Annotated in this window: 14 protein-coding genes and 2 pseudogenes; 7 read left to right on the plus strand and 9 right to left on the minus strand. The window is 58.9% G+C overall.

Annotated elements, in window-relative coordinates; all coding sequences use genetic code 11:
- Positions 1-9: 9 nt before the first annotated feature.
- Positions 10-843: a helix-turn-helix transcriptional regulator gene (locus tag M728_RS25805; protein WP_026621561.1), complete on the minus strand. Its 834-nt coding sequence runs from the start codon at positions 841-843 to the stop codon at positions 10-12.
- A 105-nt stretch (positions 844-948) separates the two neighbouring features.
- On the opposite strand from M728_RS25805, the gene M728_RS25810 reads away from it, so the two are divergent.
- Complete coding sequence (locus M728_RS25810; protein ID WP_026621560.1) at positions 949-2,055, plus strand: aminotransferase class I/II-fold pyridoxal phosphate-dependent enzyme; 1,107 nt, start codon at positions 949-951, stop codon at positions 2,053-2,055.
- A 394-nt stretch (positions 2,056-2,449) separates the two neighbouring features.
- Here M728_RS25810 and M728_RS25815 read toward each other — a convergent pair whose 3' ends face one another.
- From M728_RS25815 to M728_RS25830, 4 genes and pseudogenes are all read right to left on the minus strand, one after another.
- The gene (locus M728_RS25815) at positions 2,450-3,109 is read right to left on the minus strand and encodes an amidase family protein (protein ID WP_370906536.1); all 660 of its coding nucleotides are present in this window, start codon (positions 3,107-3,109) and stop codon (positions 2,450-2,452) included.
- Between the two features lie 26 nt (positions 3,110-3,135).
- A pseudogene (locus M728_RS25820) lies at positions 3,136-3,405 on the minus strand (amidase family protein); the annotation flags it as partial.
- A gap of 153 nt (positions 3,406-3,558) precedes the next feature.
- Positions 3,559-6,096 carry a HAMP domain-containing methyl-accepting chemotaxis protein gene (locus M728_RS25825; protein WP_026621559.1) on the minus strand — a complete coding sequence of 846 codons (2,538 nt, stop codon included), beginning with the start codon at positions 6,094-6,096 and terminating at the stop codon, positions 3,559-3,561.
- Positions 6,097-6,378: 282 nt separating this feature from the next.
- Positions 6,379-7,449 carry an AAA family ATPase gene (locus tag M728_RS25830; protein WP_034883932.1) on the minus strand — a complete coding sequence of 357 codons (1,071 nt, stop codon included), beginning with the start codon at positions 7,447-7,449 and terminating at the stop codon, positions 6,379-6,381.
- A gap of 384 nt (positions 7,450-7,833) precedes the next feature.
- On the opposite strand from M728_RS25830, the gene M728_RS25835 reads away from it, so the two are divergent.
- Both M728_RS25835 and M728_RS25840 read left to right on the plus strand, forming a co-directional pair.
- Positions 7,834-8,661, plus strand: coding sequence for a HipA family kinase (locus M728_RS25835; protein ID WP_026621558.1), 828 nt, complete (start codon positions 7,834-7,836; stop codon positions 8,659-8,661).
- Entirely contained in the window at positions 8,658-9,593 is a 936-nt protein-coding gene (locus M728_RS25840) for a hypothetical protein (RefSeq protein ID WP_026621557.1), read from the plus strand. Before M728_RS25835 ends, M728_RS25840 begins: the two co-directional genes overlap by 4 nt.
- A 175-nt stretch (positions 9,594-9,768) precedes the next feature.
- Here the strand turns inward: M728_RS25840 and M728_RS25845 are convergent, their stop codons facing one another.
- Together M728_RS25845 and M728_RS25850 are read right to left on the minus strand one after the other, a co-directional pair.
- The gene (locus tag M728_RS25845) at positions 9,769-10,671 is read right to left on the minus strand and encodes a DUF2971 domain-containing protein (protein ID WP_198023401.1); all 903 of its coding nucleotides are present in this window, start codon (positions 10,669-10,671) and stop codon (positions 9,769-9,771) included.
- 102 nt (positions 10,672-10,773) lie between these two features.
- Positions 10,774-11,778: a hypothetical protein gene (locus M728_RS25850; protein ID WP_156943476.1), complete on the minus strand. Its 1,005-nt coding sequence runs from the start codon at positions 11,776-11,778 to the stop codon at positions 10,774-10,776.
- Positions 11,779-11,924: 146 nt separating this feature from the next.
- Here M728_RS25850 and M728_RS25855 point away from each other — a divergent pair.
- The 3 genes and pseudogenes from M728_RS25855 to M728_RS25865 form a co-directional block, all read left to right on the plus strand.
- Positions 11,925-12,281 (plus strand): annotated as a pseudogene (locus M728_RS25855) (hypothetical protein); the annotation flags it as partial.
- A complete protein-coding gene (locus tag M728_RS25860) occupies positions 12,277-12,780 on the plus strand; it encodes an SRPBCC family protein (RefSeq protein ID WP_026621554.1) in 504 nt (167 codons plus the stop codon). The pseudogene M728_RS25855 and the gene M728_RS25860, both read left to right, overlap by 5 nt.
- A gap of 187 nt (positions 12,781-12,967) precedes the next feature.
- On the plus strand, positions 12,968-13,540 hold the full coding sequence (locus M728_RS25865; protein WP_026621553.1) for a hypothetical protein: 573 nt from the start codon (positions 12,968-12,970) through the stop codon (positions 13,538-13,540).
- A 1,263-nt stretch (positions 13,541-14,803) separates the two neighbouring features.
- Here M728_RS25865 and M728_RS25870 read toward each other — a convergent pair.
- A complete protein-coding gene (locus M728_RS25870; protein ID WP_026621551.1) occupies positions 14,804-15,619 on the minus strand; it encodes a class I SAM-dependent methyltransferase in 816 nt (271 codons plus the stop codon).
- A 549-nt stretch (positions 15,620-16,168) separates the two neighbouring features.
- Between M728_RS25870 and M728_RS25875 the strand changes: the two genes are divergently transcribed.
- Positions 16,169-17,251 carry a PHB depolymerase family esterase gene (locus M728_RS25875; RefSeq protein WP_026621550.1) on the plus strand — a complete coding sequence of 361 codons (1,083 nt, stop codon included), beginning with the start codon at positions 16,169-16,171 and terminating at the stop codon, positions 17,249-17,251.
- A 469-nt stretch (positions 17,252-17,720) separates the two neighbouring features.
- On the opposite strand, the gene M728_RS25880 is transcribed toward M728_RS25875, so the two are convergent.
- Positions 17,721-18,743, minus strand: a complete 1,023-nt coding sequence (locus tag M728_RS25880; RefSeq protein WP_026621549.1) for an IS110 family transposase — start codon at positions 18,741-18,743, stop codon at positions 17,721-17,723.
- Positions 18,744-18,925: the final 182 nt, after the last annotated feature.

Below are 18,925 nucleotides of genomic sequence, written 5' to 3' on the forward strand. Positions count from 1 at the left end.
CAAAGATGGCTAAGGCCCGGATGGAGCCATCTGGACGTGCTTCAGGAAGAGGGAAAGCAGTTCGGCCTGCGTGGAGATGGACAGCTTCTGATAAGCACGTTTTCGATGCGTCTTCACCGTCGTGATCGAGATGTCGAGATGTGAGGCGATCGATTCGGAGGAGTGCCCTCTCAAAATCATCGCGGTGACCTCGCGCTCCCTCGCGCTCAGAACGTTCTCTCCGAAACCTTCGAAATCGCTGGTTGCATCTGTTGCCTGGCGGGTCTTGGAGAATGCGAGCTGCTTCCCGACAAGCTGCCAGTGCTTGCTCAGTCCCGCGGTAATGACCGGAAGCATCATTTCCAGCGCGCGAATATTGTCTTCTTCGAAACGGGCCGTGCTTCTCTTGCGGTATAGCCCGATCTCGACCGTCAGCTTCTCGCCGAGGTCGACGGCTATGTCCACCTCCTCAAGCTCCTGCGGCCAGCCGCTGGTTATGTATCCGGCCTCCTCCTTGTCGGAGAAGATCACCTCGAGCCCCTGCTGCTGCTCATCTTCGGGATTTGCGTCGGGAGCCAAATCTCTTAATCGGTACACGCCCGTCGGCAGGCCTTTCTGATGCTGCTGGAAGAAGGCGTTCAGCACGTAGGTCTGGGTCAGAAACGTCATCATCCCGTCCCGGGCACCGGCATCGGGAAAGTTGTCGAACAGATGTATCGGCGCTTCGCTGCCGCGGTAGATGACTATCGAGAACAGGTCGAAGGCTGCATGCGCCCGCAGCCAGTCCTGAAGGGACGGGCAGAAACCGGCGTCGCCGCAAGAACGTATTAGCTGGCCGATCCTGCTGTACTCTGTCTCCGTCATCCCCGTGCCCCGCCGTAATCCTCTGGGAGGATAGCATGCAATATCGCCCCTCTGTAATCGGGGATTACCGGATTTTCAGTAAACAGCAAGAGGAGGCAGCGGACCATGCAATATGCGCGAATGATGATCGAGAAGGAGTCGCCGGAAGAGTATGGCTACGACCTCATCAAATACAATCTTTCGGAAAGCTCGATCGCCGATCAGACGCTGTCCGACATCGGCGTGACTATTCCCGATCTCAAGCTGCTCTACGGCGAGCATCGCGGCGACCGCGAACTCCGCGGCCTGGTCGTCGAGAAGGATGACGGCCTCCGCGCGGACAACGTGCTGATGACCGCGGGCGCTGCGGGCGCGCTGTTCATCATATCCACAACACTGCTGAGTAAGGAAGACCACCTTGTCGTCGTGCGGCCGAACTATGCGACAAACATCGAGACGCCCCGGGCGATCGGGTGTGACATCTCCTACATCGACGTTTCGTTCGACGACAAGTTTGCCCTGAACCTCGACGAGGTCCGGGCGGCGGTTAAGCCGAACACCCGCTATATCAGTGTCACATGCCCGCATAACCCGACAGGCACTATGTTTTCCCGGTCTGATCTGGATGCGTTGATCGAGATCGCGGAAAGCCGGGGCTGCTATCTCCTTGTCGATGAAACCTACAGGGACTTGAGCTACGGCGTCCAGCACCCCACTGCCGCCTCCCTCAGCAAAAGAGCGATCAGCGTAGCGTCGCTGTCAAAAGCTTTTGGCATTCCGGGCGTGCGCGTCGGCTGGCTCATCACCCGGGATGAGGAGCTTTATGAGCGCTTCCTCGCTGCGAAAGAGCAGATCGGTATCTGCGGCAGTGTTCTTGACGAGAACGTTGCGCTTCAGATGCTTCGCAAGCGCGATGCCTTCCTCGGAAAGCTTCTTCCGGAAATGCAGCGCAGGCTGGATATTATGCAGGACTGGATCGACAGCGAGCGCCGGGTGGACTGGGTCCGCCCCTCCGGCGGCGTGGTAGGTTTCCCGCGACTGAACGTCCCCGCCAATTTTGACGCGCCCGAATTCTACAAGTGCCTGCTGCAGGATCACGGGACATATGTTGGCCCGGGCCACTGGTTTGAAATGCCCAGGAACTACTTCCGCGTGGGCTTCGGATGGCCCACCGCCGACGAACTCCGCGGAGGCCTCCAGGCGATTTCCAAGACGCTTGACTCGATCCGCTGACAAAAACCCAGTTCGCCGAAGAAGCTACAGGGGCCGCGCACGCGGCCCTACTTTTTCGTCTTCGCCTGACGTCACGGACCGTGTGGAGCCACAGACAGTTGCGCAAGAGAACGCCTCATTTCTGGCAAACGTACTTAAGCATTGAGAAACGGAGGCAGCGTCCCACCATAGGTCTCTTACTGCGGCTATGTTGCAAAAGTTGGTTTATTGATCAAAGGAACGCTGATTGCTGAGCCGATCACGGCAAGCTGAAGCGGTTGATTAAGCCCTGATCGTTGACGCACCGACGAGGACCATGTCCTGGGAGCGGCCTCGACTTTGCGGTGAAGTCGTCAAAAGGCGGCATCATCGCGCTCTCTCCCGCGTTGGCGATCGAAGAGCATCACTTTGAGAGTCAGGAGTGCCCGGCTGCCAACGCCGCTTCGACCCATGAAGCAATTTCGAGAAGACGGCGGTCCGCGTGCCGACGGCCAATCAGCATGAAGCCGACAGGCAGGCCTGACACCGGTATAGGAAGCGAAATCGACGGGCAGTCCACCAGGTTTGCGATGCGCGGATTGCGCAGCACGAGACCGTTGGCATCGTGGAAGGCTGCGCTCTCGTCCACCGACTCCAAGAGCGGCGCGCGAACTGGTGTCGTCGGCAGGGCGAAGACTTCGTCCTCGGTGATCGCATGCCCGAATGACCGAATAGCGGCTTGCCGCAGTTTGATCATGCGTGCGTAGTCGGTGGCCAAGATACCGGCTCCGGCTTCGATGCGCACCCGCGTCTTCGAGTCAGCGCCGTCGAGATTATCAAGACCCAGGCCGCGCAAGGTGGCGCCCACTTCGATCGACGGGAAGGTGCCGATGCGATCAATCGCAGCAAGTTCGTCCAGGATCCCTCCCATCGAACCATCGACAACCGTCGCGCCAACCTCGCTAAGCGCAACAACTGCGCTTTCAAAAGCGTCGAGGACTTCGGGCTCGGCACGATCGAACAGCCGCCCCCTGGCGCCGCCGGTCTGATCGGGGCAATCGGCTCTCCGGCAAGCACCCGATCGGCGGGGGCGCAGTCAGCAACGCTGGATGCGATCGGACCTACCGTATCGAGGCTCGATGACAGAGAGAATGTACCCTCTGTCGGTACGCGCCCACCCGTAGGCTTGAAACCGACGGCGCCGGAGAGCGCCGACGGAATGCGGATCGAGCCACCCGTATCGCTCCCAATCGCGATCTCGGCCATGCCGTCGATTACCGAGACGACGGCGCCGGACGACGAACCACCTGGCACGCGTACGCGATCTCGTGGATTACCCGGTACCCCGTCATGCGGATTGGTGCCAAGTGCCGAAAAGGCGAACTCGGTCATCTGGGTCTTGCCGATGATGAACCCCTCTGGTTCCGAGCAGCATCAGCCATTTGGTTCGGATGCCGTGAGAACCCGGGAGAAGCGGTCGACCTCCACAGAACCCGAAGAAGAACCCTCTTCACGTCTATGGGTCGCCGCGTTGTCATGACCAGTTTAGGCTGCTCTCATCGTCTCAGATGAGCCGTCGCCGTTCTCCCCGAGATCGAACCGGTGGATGAGTTCCTTCAGGTAATCCGCCTCGCCCGATAGTGTCCAACTCGCGGCTTCGGTCTCCTCGGCCATGGCCGCATTGCTCTGCGTCAGCTGGTCGAGTCGGCTGATCGCGCCATTAATCTCGGCGATCGAGGATGCCTGCTCCCGGCTCGACAGCGCAATCGCCCCAATCTGGGTGGAGATGCTTAGGATGTGGTTGGAAATATCCAGCAACGCAGCACCGGTCTTCGAGACCAGGCCGGCGCCGGTTGCGACTTCGGCGGTAGAGTTGCCGATCAGCGTGGAAATCTCCCGGGCGGCGCTGGCGGAGCGCTGTGCCAGTTCCCGCACCTCCTGCGCGACGACGGCAAAGCCCTTGCCGGCCTCGCCGGCGCGTGCCGCCTCGATGCCCGCATTGAGCGCCAAGAGGTTGATCTGGAAGGCGATGTCGTCGATGACCGCGATGATGTTGCCGATCTGGTCGGAGGCGTCCTCGATGCGCCGCATCGCTTCCGTGGCATTGCGCACAACAACGGTGGACCGATCGGCCTCCTGCTTGGCCTCGGAAACCGTGCGGTCGGCAGTGGCCGCCTGGTCGGCCGCACTGCGGATAGTGGCGACGATCTGGTCGACGGCTGCCGCCGTTTCTTCGAGCGACGCCGCTTGCTGCTCGGTGCGACCCGAAAGCGCCTTGGCGCCTTCGGCCATCTGGCGGCCGCTTCCTTGAATGGAAGACGACGTCGCGCGGATCTGGGCAAGGGTTTGCCTCAGGCCGGCGGCGGCGGCGTTGAAATCGGTGCGAAGCTTGTCGAGATCAGGGGCGAAGGGGTTTTCGATCGTGCAGGTTAGCCGGCCCTTGGCCATGGCATCGAGCCCGCCGGCCAGGGCATCGACCGCGAAGGCGATTTCGGCGTCGCGGCGGGACCTGTCGGCCTCGTTGCGCTGACGCTCGCCATCGGCCGCGGCACGCTGCAGCTCGGACTGCCGTTCGAGGAAGACCTTCGCCTTCGCATTGGTCTTGAAGACGTCGAGAGCACGCGCCATCTCGCCTATCTCATCGGCACGGTTCTGATTGCCGACGGCCGTGTCGAGCAGGCCGCCGGCGAGGTTGCGCATCGCCTGGGTGATCTGGCCGATTGGCCCCTTCAGCGTCAGTACCAGCGCCGCGCCGGAGACAAGGGCGATGATCACGCCCAGCGCCATGGCGCCGATGGACAGTAAGTTGGCATCCTGGCTCTGGCGGCCGGCCGCGCTCTGCTGCAGATCAGCAAACTGCGAGAGCTCCTTGCCAATGTGGTCGATCTCGGCGGCGGCGGCCTCAAATTGCTGGGCCCGCTTGTCGGTGGCGCCGACGAGTTCGGCGGTCGCCCGCTCGATCGTGTCGAGAGCCGGAGCGAGCTTTGCCGACTGCTCGCCGGCGAAGGCGAGGCCGCCTGCCGAGGAGCTCAGCGCAAAGAGTGCTTTCCGGCATTCCGCCAGCTGCGTTGCCAGGGCGGAGTGCTTTTCCGCCGAACGGTCAAGCATGAGCTCGGCAAGCGCGATGCGTGTCAGGTAGATGGCATCGGTGAGATGCCGCGTATCCTGCATCACGAGCCCGGCCTTGGCGAGCGACGCGCCGAGCTGTTCGAACCTGGCGGACACGTCCTGCATCTTCAGGGTCGCCGCGGCTTCGAGCGGCTCCTTCAGCGTTTTGAAGTCAGCGAAGGTATCGAGGATTTTCTGGATGTTTTCCGGCGGGCGCGGCTTGTCGTCAACGAGCGCGTTCAGTGCCTTGGCGTTGGCCGAGAAAGCCTTGCCGAGCGGCTTGGAATTCTTCGGTAATGCGGCCGGCAATAGCTTCTGGTGAACCTTCAGGTCGCCCATCGCCGCGGCGAGCCGCTGATAACCCTCACTGTCATCCTTGCGTGCCGCAAATGCATCCCCCAAGGCCGCAACAAACCGCGTCGCCGCGAGGATCTTCTGCACGTGACGCAGTTTCTCCTTGGCACTGTCTTCCTCCCTGGTGATCGACGTGTCGAACGCAGTGGCGGCAGTCAACAGATCCGCCTGCGATCTTGAGATGCCGCCCAGGGCATTCTTGATGCCGGCCTCGAGCCGCGCTTCGTCGGCGTGCAGAGCCCAAAGATCGTCCATCCGACCGTTGATCGCGGCGAGCGCCGCGGATGCGCTTTCGAGCTCCGCCCAGCCTTCCGATTGTGGCGTCAGGCGCCGGCGGGCAGCGTCGAGGGCCGCGCGCTGGTCCCCGAGCCGCTTGAAGACAAGCGCCCGGTTTTCCTCGGTCGTCTGATCGAGAAAGCCGATCATCGCGGCATAGACATCCTTGAAACCACGCAGCGAGGCCGCGACCTCGTTGGATATCGCCATGCGGTTCTGCAGCAGTCCCGATGCCAGTATCCCGGTCACGCCGACCGCGGTGATGCTCAGGATGAAGGGTAATACCAGCATCATCACCTTGGTTTGGATTTTGAAACGCGAAAGGAGGCGATCGACCCAGCCCATGACATACCTCGCAAATCAATGAAGTGGCGGCTGTGTGCGCCGCAGCATGAGCCGCATCGGTAGGCAGGGAGGAATAACAAATCGATAACGACGGGCCGGTTTTCGGCAGATGTCACACAATATTCACGAACGGCAATTTGTATGACTTTTCAATAGCCTCGCTGCACCGGCATGGTCACCGCGGTTGGCAGCGGTAGCGGCGGCCGGCGGATATCCTCTTGAGGCGAACTGCCGAGCAACCTGTTTCCGAGATCTGTCGCTCGGGCGATGCCAACGTGCCGTTTAAGCGCCTCCCTCGGGCAGGGGCTCGTCGGCGAAGAGGTTCGCGGAAGCCGCGGCCGCTGCCCTCCTTGCGGTACCAAGGCGCGCATGGGCCTCACGCAGCTTGGTCCGCGATTCCTCGCTCACGATCGCCGCCAGCCCCTGGAGCTGGTCAATGACAGTCTTGAGCCGCGTCTCATGCGACTGGAGTTGGCGCACCGTGCGCGTCGGATCGCTTGCAAGATCGGTGACGAGTGTCTGAAGCCGGGCTTCCTCCTCGGCCTTCAGGCCGGCAAGTTTCTCGACGGTTTCCGTCTTGGTCTTGCCCGAGAGGGCCCCGATTAGCTTGCCGACTTCGGTGTCGGATTGGCATTCGGGCTTGGCGAGAACCGCCGGCGTCTGCTCCTGCAGGGCTTTGATCTCGGCGGCTAGCTTTGCCTTTACGTCTTGGCACGCCTGCGCGAGCCCCGCGAGGATGCGTAACGGTAGTGGCGTATAGGCGAGATCATTGGTGTTCTCGACATGGACGTTAGCGGTACGTGAATCGAAGACGCTGACCGCCGAGAGCATCGAGTCGGCAGGACTACCCTGTGTCCAAGAGGTGTTTCGTTTCTGGCCGCCGATATAGAACTCTACTTTCGCTGATGGCGTGCCGGAGGCGGTAGTGTAGATGTTGGGCAGGATCGCATCGCCCCTGGGCGAACGCGCGCGGCAAATCTGTTTGAGAACGCGGGCGTAGCCAGACTTGCCTGCGCCATTGTCACCGTAGATGACCGTCAGCCCGGTTTTCCCGAATGACAGTCGCTCGCCTGGAGCGAGCGCGTTGACGTTGGACAGGTCGTGGAGCGCGCCGAGCGTGATGACGGCATGGCTAGCGGCGGGATCTCGGATGTGGGTCGCATCGAGCGGCAAGCCTTGCTCGCCGCCCGTGCAGATGGCCACGAGCGACGCCAGGTCAGCCGGCTCCAGCTTAGCCTGGACGCATAACCGCCGCAGGGCGTCCCGTTGCCAAGCGGGGATGTCTTGTGACCATTTGAGTGTGTCATCAAGAGCCGCCGCTTCGTTCGAGAGGTCGCCATCCTGTGTGTCCATATTTCAGCCCCTTTTCATTGCCGGCCAGCAATTTGGTACGCCCTTTCGCCTGACCCTTGGGTCAGTTTCCGCCGGTGATGTGTCGCGCTCACCCGGAAATTCACGTTCCCTAAATTGTCGAGCGTACGCAATGGGCGTCATCCGTGAGTCGCGTTCTTCCGAACATACGCGGAGCGCTAGAGGAAACACAGAGTTGCACTTCGTTTTCAGTGCAATTTCATCACGATCTTGCGATTGCCAAGGAACGCGGACACACCAAACTCTCCTACCGCCCACTGGCAATCGGGAACGTCGGTGAAATGCTTTGCAACCGAGCGTTTACTCTCTCGCATTTTGCGGGAAATGTGCTCTATTAGAGGTGGAGAGAGGGAGGAACAACGCGAATTGCACAACGCAGCAAACAACAACGCTGTGGGGACCGTCGGGTTCGCCCGCGTTCTCGCCGGAGCGCAGTCATTTCATGATAGCGGCATAGCCAACCTTAACACCACTTATCGGGGGCAAATCTTCCTAGCCGACGGAACCGTCCGCAACGCGATCATCAAAGACGTTCCGCTTCGTGAGTTGGCAAATGAGGTTATGGTGGCTGCGGTTGCGGCCCCTCTCCGATTGCCGGTCCCGGAGGCGTACTTGGCTTTTGTCCCAACTGGAATGTTGCCTATCGTCGATGCGCCAGCAATTGAAGGCGGAAACCTGATGTTTGCAAGCTGCGACGTCCAGGTACCGTCGGTGGCCACGGTTGTAAAGCCGCACAGTTTTAGCGCTGCGGCTGTTAGGAAGATCCTCGATGCCTTGTTGAAGAAGAACCTCACCGGTCTCTTTGAATTCGACACTTGGAGCGCCAATGTCGATCGCCATCTCGGCAATCTGCTGCTTTCAGGCAGTGGAGACTTCTGGATGATCGACCATGGCCGTTGCTTTTCCGGCCCCAATTGGCAACGGGAAGACCTGGACCCGCACGCGGACTATGCCAACGTGCTGGCCGCGATGCTCAGGCCGCTGCTATCTCCTGAGGAGCTAGATGAGTTGGTGGCTTCGATCGGTCAGCTTTGTGAAGCAGTGGGGCGCGTCGATTTGCGCAAAACCGGCGAAGGTAGCTTGGTCCCTCGCCTACTGGGCGAGGAAGATTTCGACGCAGTTCTGGCATTTCTTGGCGTCCGTGCTAAGAGCGCGCCCAGCATCACCGCTAAGCACCTTGGCAGGCTCGCATGATCAAACTTGACCAAAGCGTGTTCCCAGCGCCCGAGCACGGTTTCGTTCGCGCCTTGCGGACACCCATCCTCTACCGACCCTTGCTTGGATCACCTGAGCAATTCGTCGTTGGAGTCGTGGCGTTTGACGGTGCCCAAGCGCATCTTGAGAGAGCAAATCGCCTCGACAGGTTGGAGTGCTTCTACGGCGGACAAGCTGTTGGCGCGATACTCGCAATCGACATTTCCCTGGATGAACTCGAGGCGGACGTTGCAGTCAATCCAAACGGCCCGGCGTCCGATCGCCGATTGAGCATGTCAGGTTTGACCCTTGGCCCTTCGCACGAAGCCGAAGGTCCATCGCTCGACATCATTGCGAGCTCATGGCTGGCTGGGATGTCGTCGCTGTACGACTTGGCACCGAGAGAAAAAGTTGCTGTCGCGTATGATCACGAGCCAACGTTGCTTGAGAACGACGAGATTGCGCCGGACAAAGCCAGCGATCGCCTCGGCGGTTTGTTGTTGAAGTACGTTGTAGAACGTAACCCGAGGCTGAAGACTGCGTTTAGTCGCGACATTCTTACAAACGCACGCCGTCGGCGGGGAAATGCCCACGGTGTTCATATAGATTTCTCGGGGTCGAAGCTTGTCGCGAACTTCGCTGTACTTTCTCCAAATGGTTACACTGCCTCGATCGACAGGATAAAGCGCCGCATGTGGGACCTCAAAGTCGCTCGAGACGATGAGCGCGTTGGCCTTCTACGTCGAGAGCATGAAATGCTCGTTCAACATCCCTCTGCCAAAGACCCACAACTCAGCCAGCGGCAAGTCGATAAAATACTCGAAAGCGTACAGGAACTACAGCGCCAAGCGGATCAGGAAGAAATTCGTTTTCGACCGATGCTTTCGATTGCACAGATTGGGGAGCATCTTCTGCAACGAGAAGCAGCTTAGCCGTAGCCGTCGTGCTGTATCGACGGAGTGCTCAATAGCAACCCTGCCGCTTGGTAACGAGCCATTATTGATTGGGGATTGCCTGAATGTGCAACTGGATGCAATGCCTTCGGAGAAGGCTCGAGAGGTCTCGTGCATCATCGCATCATCGATATCCATTATCAACATAGGACGATCATGTCCTAAATGGTACCGCCGATTTAACGACCTCTACGTCGTCATGTTCGAGTTGAGCTCGCAGAAATAGCTCGACGCTTTGGAGTGTGATCTCCATGTCTTTGCCTGGTCCAATACGAATGCGGCTAATAGGCAAAGGAACATTTGGGCTGCCGAGTTTGATGTAAGGAACGAGGACGTTGTCCTTTGTCCGGTATTCGATATTGGTTTGTCGGGCAGGCTCGCTAATTATCAGCCGCCATTCACGTTCATCCTCAAAACTTTTGTGCTTAAATCGTGGGGCAAGTTGCAGGAGGAGCGTTTCAAATCTCTCCAACCTGTCGTCGCCGAGAACGTCTGCAAAAAGATCGCCGTTGATTTGGTTGAAAAGATTATCGACTTCCTGCTGCAGGACTTTGCGAGTCTGGTCTTGGCCATAGATGACTTTTTGAAGCGTGGCGTTTGACGCCTTGAACTGTTGACGCAGGCGGCTGGCGTAAAATTCTATCGCAATACCCTGCGTTCCACCGGTGTAGCCACGCCACTGGCCAAGGCTATCGTCTTGTTCGCAAAAGCAGCACGCGTAGGCAGAGGGAATGCCTCTGTCTTTGATGCGCTTCTTTACGGCAGCAAACAGCTTGGTGTCATCTATCATTTTACTAGAGGATGCGCGCTCATCCAGAAACCTCGTGGCCTCGGAGAGACCGTAGTCCATCTCTTTCTTATCGTTCAAAAAACGGATGTTCGAAACCCACAATTGATTGTTTGCGACAATGGAACGGAAGCCTTCAAGCGTCGTATAGTGTGTGATAGTCCGAAGGCTCTCTAGACCGCGCTGAAACGCTTCTTGCAGTTTCGCCCTTATCCGGCTTTTGTCGAGAATTTGCTGTTCTGTTTCGGATGCTTTTTTCTTTTGCGCCATTGCCAGCTCCATACAACTCATGCAGTTTACAGACCACGATGCCCTGTCCCTGGCCAAAGGCTGCGCAGCGTCGGCCGTGAACAGGCTCAACGACCATTCGGGCTATAACCAACTCTTGCCAAGTACGACTGCGATGCCGTCGAGCCCGATCTTGCGGCCCGGGGCCTGTTCGGGAGGCTTGTATTTCAAGGCGCGCTCTAGGATCCTTCGAGCAAAGTCGGGGTCGTCTGCCCCACGGTCGTCGCGCATCCAGGCAGATGGGTGTTCTAGATCCAGTCCGATCCAGAGATCCATTCCTGGGACCTCTCTAAGGAATAGCCCATCCTTTTCATCAGGACGGTCGAGCACCGCTGGATTGTCATACCGAAGGAAATCGGTGACCGTCCGATAGTAGCTCATGATGAAGTCAGGTTCAGGAAGTTCCAGCGGCTCGGCGGTTTCGCTCGAGCCTGTCGGGTCTATCCATTCGTGGACCAGGTTGCGTGCACTGCCGCTGAAACTTGCAAACGACGCGTAGCGCGCATTGGGCGCCACGCCGTTGATTGTGCTGATCTGGCGCGTTTGTTCCTTTGCCGAAATCCGCTGGTCGTCGGTAATGGAGGTCGTTCGGCCCTTGGCCTCGCAGACCAACCAGTCCCCCGAAACGGCACGACCAATCAGGTCGGGCCTGCTTTTCGTTCCCTGTGTCGTCGTGACCGCGACCGTGTGTCCATGGGCATTATTAATCTTGCTATAAACGTCGAGATGAAGGACCCAAGGGACCGAAAGAAGGTCTTCTGCTGTCAGCTTGGCCATGATCAGCCCCAGAAAGTAGGTCACGGCGCCTTTTTCCGAGCCGTCAAGCGAATTGAAAGCCGATGTGGCGCGGAAGCGCATTGTGCCTTCAGATAGGTGCGTCTGGATATTGGCTCGCGCCATCGCGCACCGCCAGACAATTTCCATTAGAGACGCCGGGCCGAACCGGACGACGTCGAACCAAGACCGACGGCCAATCGTGATCGCTCCCCAGAGCATCGATGCCCAGTCGACATCGACATTGTGATAGGTGCCGGGCGTGATGTGGTTGGCAGCGTTAATGACGCGTCGCCTTTGACGAATGATGGGCATAAATGTCTCTCTGCGCTCATCACGCATTTAGCTGCGAATTCTTAACTCCAGGTTGTTTGTCCAGCCGGTTGGTCGGTTTGCCTGTTCGGAGAAACGGAGCTCGGCTTAGTGCGTGCCGTGCGCCGACCATCAAGGTTGTGGCACTGATGCTAGCACCGCAACGAATGGTCGACGCCGGAGACGAAGCCTCGACGCGAAAAGCGGAGTTTGAGTTTAGGTGTTTCCAATGGGCTCGGTCTGAGCAATGGTGGGACGCGTCGATCACCAGGCTCGCGGATACGTTCCAGATGATGCTAACCGGCATGAAGAAGCACGTCCCGGTTCTCGAGCGGGCGGGGCTCGTCGTCACGCAGAAGGTCGGGCGGGTGAGAACCTGCAAGCTTGGGAAACGCGAGCTCCAGGCGGAGGCCCAGTGGATCGAGGCGCATCGCAAGCTCTTTGAGGCCCGCTTCGAAGCATTGGACGAAATCATCAGCGAAATGAAGCAGGAGGGAAGCGATGAATCAGCAAGTCGACACTGCAGGCGGCGAGCAGAGCCGCCTGTCAGTCGAGCGCAGAGGGGATCGCGAACTCGTCGTAACGCGGACGTTCAATGCGCCGCCGAGCACGGTTTACAGGGCATGGAGCCAGCCCGAGCTGTTCCAGCGCTGGTGGGTGCCGAAATCGGTATCCGGCTTGTCGCTCGTATCGTGCGATATGGACGTCCGAACCGGCGGCAAATATCGGCTGGAATTCGGCGTCGACGGTTCGGACACCATGGTCTTCTACGGTAAGTATCTCGAGGTGGTGCCGAACGAGCGCATCGTTTGGACCAACGACGAGGGCGAAGAGGGCGCGGTCACGACCGTAACCTTCGAGGACCAGGGCGGGAAGACGCTGCTGAACTTCCACGAAGTCTATCCGTCCAGGGAGGCGCTTGAGGAAGCACTACAGGGCGGGGCGGCCGCATTGCCGGAACAGCTGGAGCAGCTCGACGAATTGCTTTCCAGCATAGGCAAGTAGCGCGGGTCGGAAATTCAGTGGCTCCACCGGCCTTTCCAGCCGGAGCGAAGGTATGTCAGTTGCGGGGGCCGAAAGGAGACGGACCGCCTTTGGAGTGCACGCGATGAAAGTTGACCTGCGTTCACGCTAGAACAGATGGCTGGTAGTCTTGCGAACCACATCATTGGCAACGAGAGCGGGGGACCTCATGGACGGGAAATCAAAGGAAGAGACGGACCTCTACGTTGCCTTCGGCCGAGCTCTCTCCATCTGGGCCTATGTTGAATGGCTGCATTGCGAGCTGTTCCGAATAATTGCCGTGGGGCATGCGGGAAACTCCCCGCTGGCGAAGGCCTATTGGGCAATCGTCTCGTTCGATGGTAAGCACAAAATGGTTAACGCCGCGCTGACCGAGGCGCTGTCGAAACACCCGACATATCTAAACCGTTGGAAAAGCCTGAACAACCGGCTTCACGAACTAAGCAAAGCTCGCAATCGGTTGGCTCACGCCCAGATGGTAGGCTACCCAAATGAGAAGGGTGAAGAGGCGGTCGCCATGGTGACCGCGGTTTATTCGACACCGATCGGCGAGGAAAACCGCATGTCGCTTGTGCGGGTCACCGAGATCGAGCGCAGTTTCGATAAGCTTGGCACCGATCTGCTGGCTTTTCAGGAGACCTTTGTTGTGGAGCAGCTGACGAGGGCCGGGGAGCCGATGCCACGGTTCAAATATCCGGTGGAGGACTTGCCTCCGCAAGAGCTCGGGCCTGCCCCGATCTGAAGCTTGTGGTGTGTGAATTCGTCGGCTAACTGATCGACATCCGCAATTGTGAATTCGGTTCCGTGCCGCACAGTCGCTGGTCTTCGTTGGGAGCGGTTGCGGGATTGGCATGCATGAGTTTGGTCCGGCGCCTGACCAATCGCAACCACCGCAATGCCAAGTGTTGCCAAAGCGGCTTTGCTAGCCTCGCTCTTTATAGACCAACTCTTTATAGACCAACTCAGCCAAACCACTTCTGCCGACACAGCGATACTGCACTAGCCATGCGTTCCGCTGCCTATCGCTTTTTCGTACCTCAAACCGTCACACAAGCTGGTGAGTCAGGCAAGAAATTCGATAGTCTGCGTTTGTCAGATCGAGCATAGAGAAGCGTCGTGGAAAAAAGGTCGGTTACCACTATTCGAATACGAAGTACGAGGGCGGCGATGTCATTTCGCCATACGACAACATGCTAGGACTTCACCCAGGTTTTCATGAGGTTGAAGACCTCATCAGATCAGCCCACCCCGACGGTACCAGAATTCGCTCAAAAGCCGTCTACCTCTGGGATGACGAGGCACGGGCTAGGAAACAATGGGCCGCTGCAGGGCGGGTGGGGAAGGCTAAGAAATACCTCTACACAGTCGAGTACGAGGACGCTGATCTACTCCATAAAGGCGACCTCAATCACTATACGGATGCTCGTGTATCTGAGGATACTGGCGCGCGGGGCGCCGCAGCCGCATCCTATTCGGCTGGTGAGTTGCATAGGGAGGAGCCGCCGCGTGTCGAGCTAATGGTTCGCTGCGCGACCGTAATCGCCGCGGAAGAGTTTACGACACCGCCGCCAGCACCGTGGACCGATGACGATTCGCCATTTCTGAACCCGACTTAACTCCATGCAGTCGGCTCTGGGCTGTCCCATCGTAGGGGACAGCAAGGCTTGACTGAAAATTTGGATTGGGGGCAAAGCGGCCATCCGATTTTTCGCTCGCGAAGGTCAACAACGGGTTCGTATTCCCGATTCAGACTTTGCTGGAAAGGCAGGGAAGGGTAAGGGTTCCGTTCTTCACGATCCCGGTGCACGACTAGTTGCTGTGTTGTTCACGTTCTGGGCCAACGAGATCGCATAATGTATCGACTGGAACATTCTCCGGTGAGGTGAGGAGGCGGCTGCGACTCCACCAATCGCGTGCAACAATCACATCCACTTACGCGGAAGAGCTCTCCTCCCGAAATCTCGGCAGTGTTCGCGAGGCGCGAGGCGCCGTCTGGCCGAACGTCTCAGAAGCCATATCGAACAAGGCACCCCATACGGTAGGGTGTCAAGGTGGTGCTGAAGAGCTGCAGCCCGAGCTGGGCGGGCGGCGACAGCCGTGCCACCTGCCCGGTGTCCCAATCCGAACGATCCTCGATGAGCTTTAGCCCCGGTACCTGCCGCTCCATCTCAGCCGGGTCGTCGAGCGCCCACTGGAGATAGGCACCGGTGGCGCGAATCGCTGGATTGAAGCGCAGCAATCGAACTGCGAAACTGCCATAGGCATCAAAGACTATCTCGCCCGAGGGGAAGTGGCCGGCGATCCGCCGCAGCACCTGCGAAACCTGGTAGTCCTTGAGATAAGGCAGAACGCCCTCGGCGATGATCATGGCCGGCCTGTCGGCGGGCAGTTTCGCAATCCACCCGCGCTCGACTATCGAGCAGGCAATCATCGTGCAGTCCGCACGGTCGGGGTAGATCTGCTGACGCAAGTTGATGACATCGGGGAAATCCAGTTCAAACCAGCGAACTCCTGGCCCGGGATCTATCCGGAAGATGCGACTGTCGAGACCGCAGCCGAGGTGGAGAACAGTCGCGTCCGGGCAGCGCCGAAGGAATGCCTCCGTCCAGCGATCAAGCATATAGGCACGCAGCGCGATGCCGATGGTCGTGTCGTGACCAACCTTAAGGTGCTGACTGTCGCAATCGATACGGTGCAATGCCTCCGCGGCGAAGCGGTCGCGAAGCAGCGAATCCGGCATGCTACTTTCGGCCGCCTTGGCTTGGAGCGTGATCAGCAGGGTTTCCCTCACGCCGGTAAGGCCGATTTGCTCCGGTTGCATGGCTTTCTCCAAAGTGCCCGACAGCAGGAGGGCACTCTCTCCGCCGCGTTAACAACGATCTCCTGTCCTCGGTACCGAAAGAGCCAGGAGGATGAGGGCTGGCATGTTCCGACGTGCCGGCTCCCGCAATATGGCGCCGACACCCCCGAGACCATACAACCATGCTGTAATGCGTGTGTGGCTTTCATGGAGGGGCAAAAAGCCCTTGCGCTGTGCGCGACCGCGCTCTTGCCAATCTGGATACCAAGATATTGGAGATACGTGGCTTGCATCGTTAACCTTGTTCTTCGCGGCGCTCAGGCCGCAACTGCGGAAGTCGCTCAGCCGCGGGTCGTTCGAAGTCTTGGTGACGGCCGGTCCTTCGGAACGCGCGCAGGCCGTCTTTGCATAAATGACGCGTCGATCCCCGAGTTTTGACGAAAATGTGTAAGGCACGTCATTTTTAAAGGACAAGGCACCCGAACTAGAATATTGTGCAGTGCAGCAAACAAGAGGCAATCTTGCCGCGTAGCACCCATGATCGCCTGCTGGCGACAGCGAGGAGGCGACATGCGATCCCTTTCCGATACACTGGAGCGACTTGCCAGATTTCGTAATGCTAAGGGCGGGCACACCACTGCGGCAACCTCGAAGCTATCTCGGCTGCAACGCTTCGGTCCAAATCCCGGAGCTTTAGAAGCATGGTACCATGTTCCTGGTGGCTTGACCGAAGCGCCGGCGTTGGTCGTGGTCCTCCATGGATGTACGCAGAATGCTGCCGGTTTTGATCACGCATCTGGTTGGTCGAAACTCGCGCAGGACTTCGGTTTCGCGGTCCTTTATCCGGAGCAGGGCCACGCCAACAATGCCAACCTGTGCTTCAACTGGTTCAACCTGAGCGATATTCGCCGAGACCAGGGAGAGGTCCACTCGATACGGCAGATGATCGAGACGATGATCGCCGAGCACGGCATCGACCGTCGCCGGGTTTACATCACGGGACTGTCGGCGGGCGGCGCAATGGCGAACGCTTCGCTTTGTGCCTATCCCGAGATTTTTGCCGGCGGCGCGATCATTGCCGGCATTCCCTATGCCGCTGCTACATCAGTCCCGGAAGCCTTCGACCGCATGCGTGGACACGGCATCCCTAATGCGGAAAGCCTGCAACAGCGGTTATCCGGCGCTTCGCCGCATCGCGGTCCCTGGCCGACGATAGCGGTGTGGCATGGCACCAATGACAGCACCGTCACACAGGCGAACGCCAATGCGATTATCGCTCAGTGGAGCGGCGTCCATGGCCTCTCATCCAGCCCATCGTCGGTGGAAACGGTCGACGGACACAAACGGCTGGCTTGGCGAGATCGGTCCGGCAGGGAAGCGATCGAGTTTTACCTCATCGAAGGCATGGGCCATGGGACACCACTCGACGTCGCGTCTGGCTACGGACACACCGCTCCGTACATGCTCGACGTCGGAATTTCCTCTACCTTGCACATAGCGCGCTCATGGGGCCTGACGACGTCATTCCAACGCCGGCGAGCTGACTACATCAAGCCCGCTCGGCCAGCTCGTGCAGCCAGTCTGACCGATCGGCAGGGAGACATTCAGGCGGTCATCGAAAGGGCACTGCGTTCGGCAGGACTGATACGCTGACATCGCCCGGTCTATGGCATCTTCTGTCGCTTGGGAAGAACCTATTTAAATGCCAAGCGACAGAAGTACCCGCTCATTCACGCAATTGCTGGCTCGAATTGTGGGATCGGTGTCGCTTGGCACGTAAATGTGAGAATGCGGCTGTTTCAGCCGGATGTGGCATTTAAAGATGAGAATCCGACGGGCGGAATTCTCATGTGTGGAGCGGCCGTTTGTTGCAAGAGAGAAAATCTGTGATGCCGCTCCGTCGGGTGCAAGCCATGTGTCCGGCCTTCGCGAGGCGGCGCATATGGCCGCAGGCCCTGATGAAGTCCGCGGATCGGGTTCCAATCAAATTAGCGCGCTCGAAGCGCCTTGAGAATCTCGGATAGATCCAATCCCCGGTTCGACCGGTTTGCCATCACATCTCATCACCGCTCGCTACCTACCGTCCAGCTTGCTACTCCGTGTTGCCGAACGGAAGATCCTATTATGCGGCGCCAGCGCAAGCGACATAGGCTTGGTTGCGCGCCAACAATGCCCAGGCAATACGCGCTGTCTTGTTGGCCAGTGCCACCGAGACCAGCCGGGCCGGCTTGCGCGTGAGCAGCTTGGCCGCCCAGTTCTTGCTGGCATTGTCCTGCCGCGCCCGACGGATCACCGCCGTGGCGCCGATAACGAGCAAGCGCCGGATATAACTATCGCCCCGTTTGCTGATGCCGACGAGTTTCTCTTTGCCGCCACTGCTATGCGAGCGCGGCGTTAGACCAAGCCACGCCGCGAAGGAGCGGCCCGAGGAAAACAGTGTTGCATCTGGTGCCGCCGCCACGATAGCGCTTGCCGTGATCGGGCCGATGCCGGGGATGCCAGCTAGCCGCCGGCTTGCCGCATTATTCCGATGCCAGGCTAAAATCTGCTCTTCGATCTTGTCGATTTCGCTGGCCACGACGCGCATTTGTTTGATCAATCCATGCAGCGCCTTGCGCGCGAATGTGGGCAGGCTGTCTTGCGTCGTATGAAAAGCCTCGATCGCCGCTTTCACACCGGCGGATCCCTGCGCAGCAATGATGCCGAATTCAGCAAGGTGTCCGCGCAGAGCGTTGATCAACATGGTGCGCTGGCGCACCAACAGGTCGCGGGTTTTATGCAGCATCAGGACGCCTTGCTGTTGCATGCTCTTGACCGCGACGAAACGCATGGTTGGTCGTGTCACGGCCTCGCAGATCGCCTCCGCATCAGCCGCATCGGTCTTGCCGCGCTTGACGTAGGCTTTCACGTAAGCTGGTGGCATCAGCCGCACCGTGTGGCCGAGCTTGCCCAATTCCCGGCCCCAATGATGAGCCGTCGCACACGCCTCGATGCCGATGAGGCAGGGGTGAAGGCCAGCGAAGAATTTCATCACCTCGCCACGGCGCAAGGCCTTACGGACCACTACTTTCCCGCAAGCGTCAATGCCGTGAACCTGGAAGATGTTTTTGGCAAGGTCGAGTCCGATTGTAACAATCTGTTTCATGGAGTGGCTCCTTTCCGTTGTTTCTCTCAACAGCGAGGCTAGACGCCGTTGGGAGGCCGCTCCACCCCATCAAATTAAGTGTCACGCCAACCAACTGAAATCATAGGTACAGCAATCTCATAATTAAATGCCAAGCGACACCCATCAACTGCACCATACTTTTTCCAGGCACAACAGTGACT

This window comes from Ensifer sp. WSM1721 (assembly GCF_000513895.2).
Taxonomy (GTDB): domain Bacteria; phylum Pseudomonadota; class Alphaproteobacteria; order Rhizobiales; family Rhizobiaceae; genus Sinorhizobium.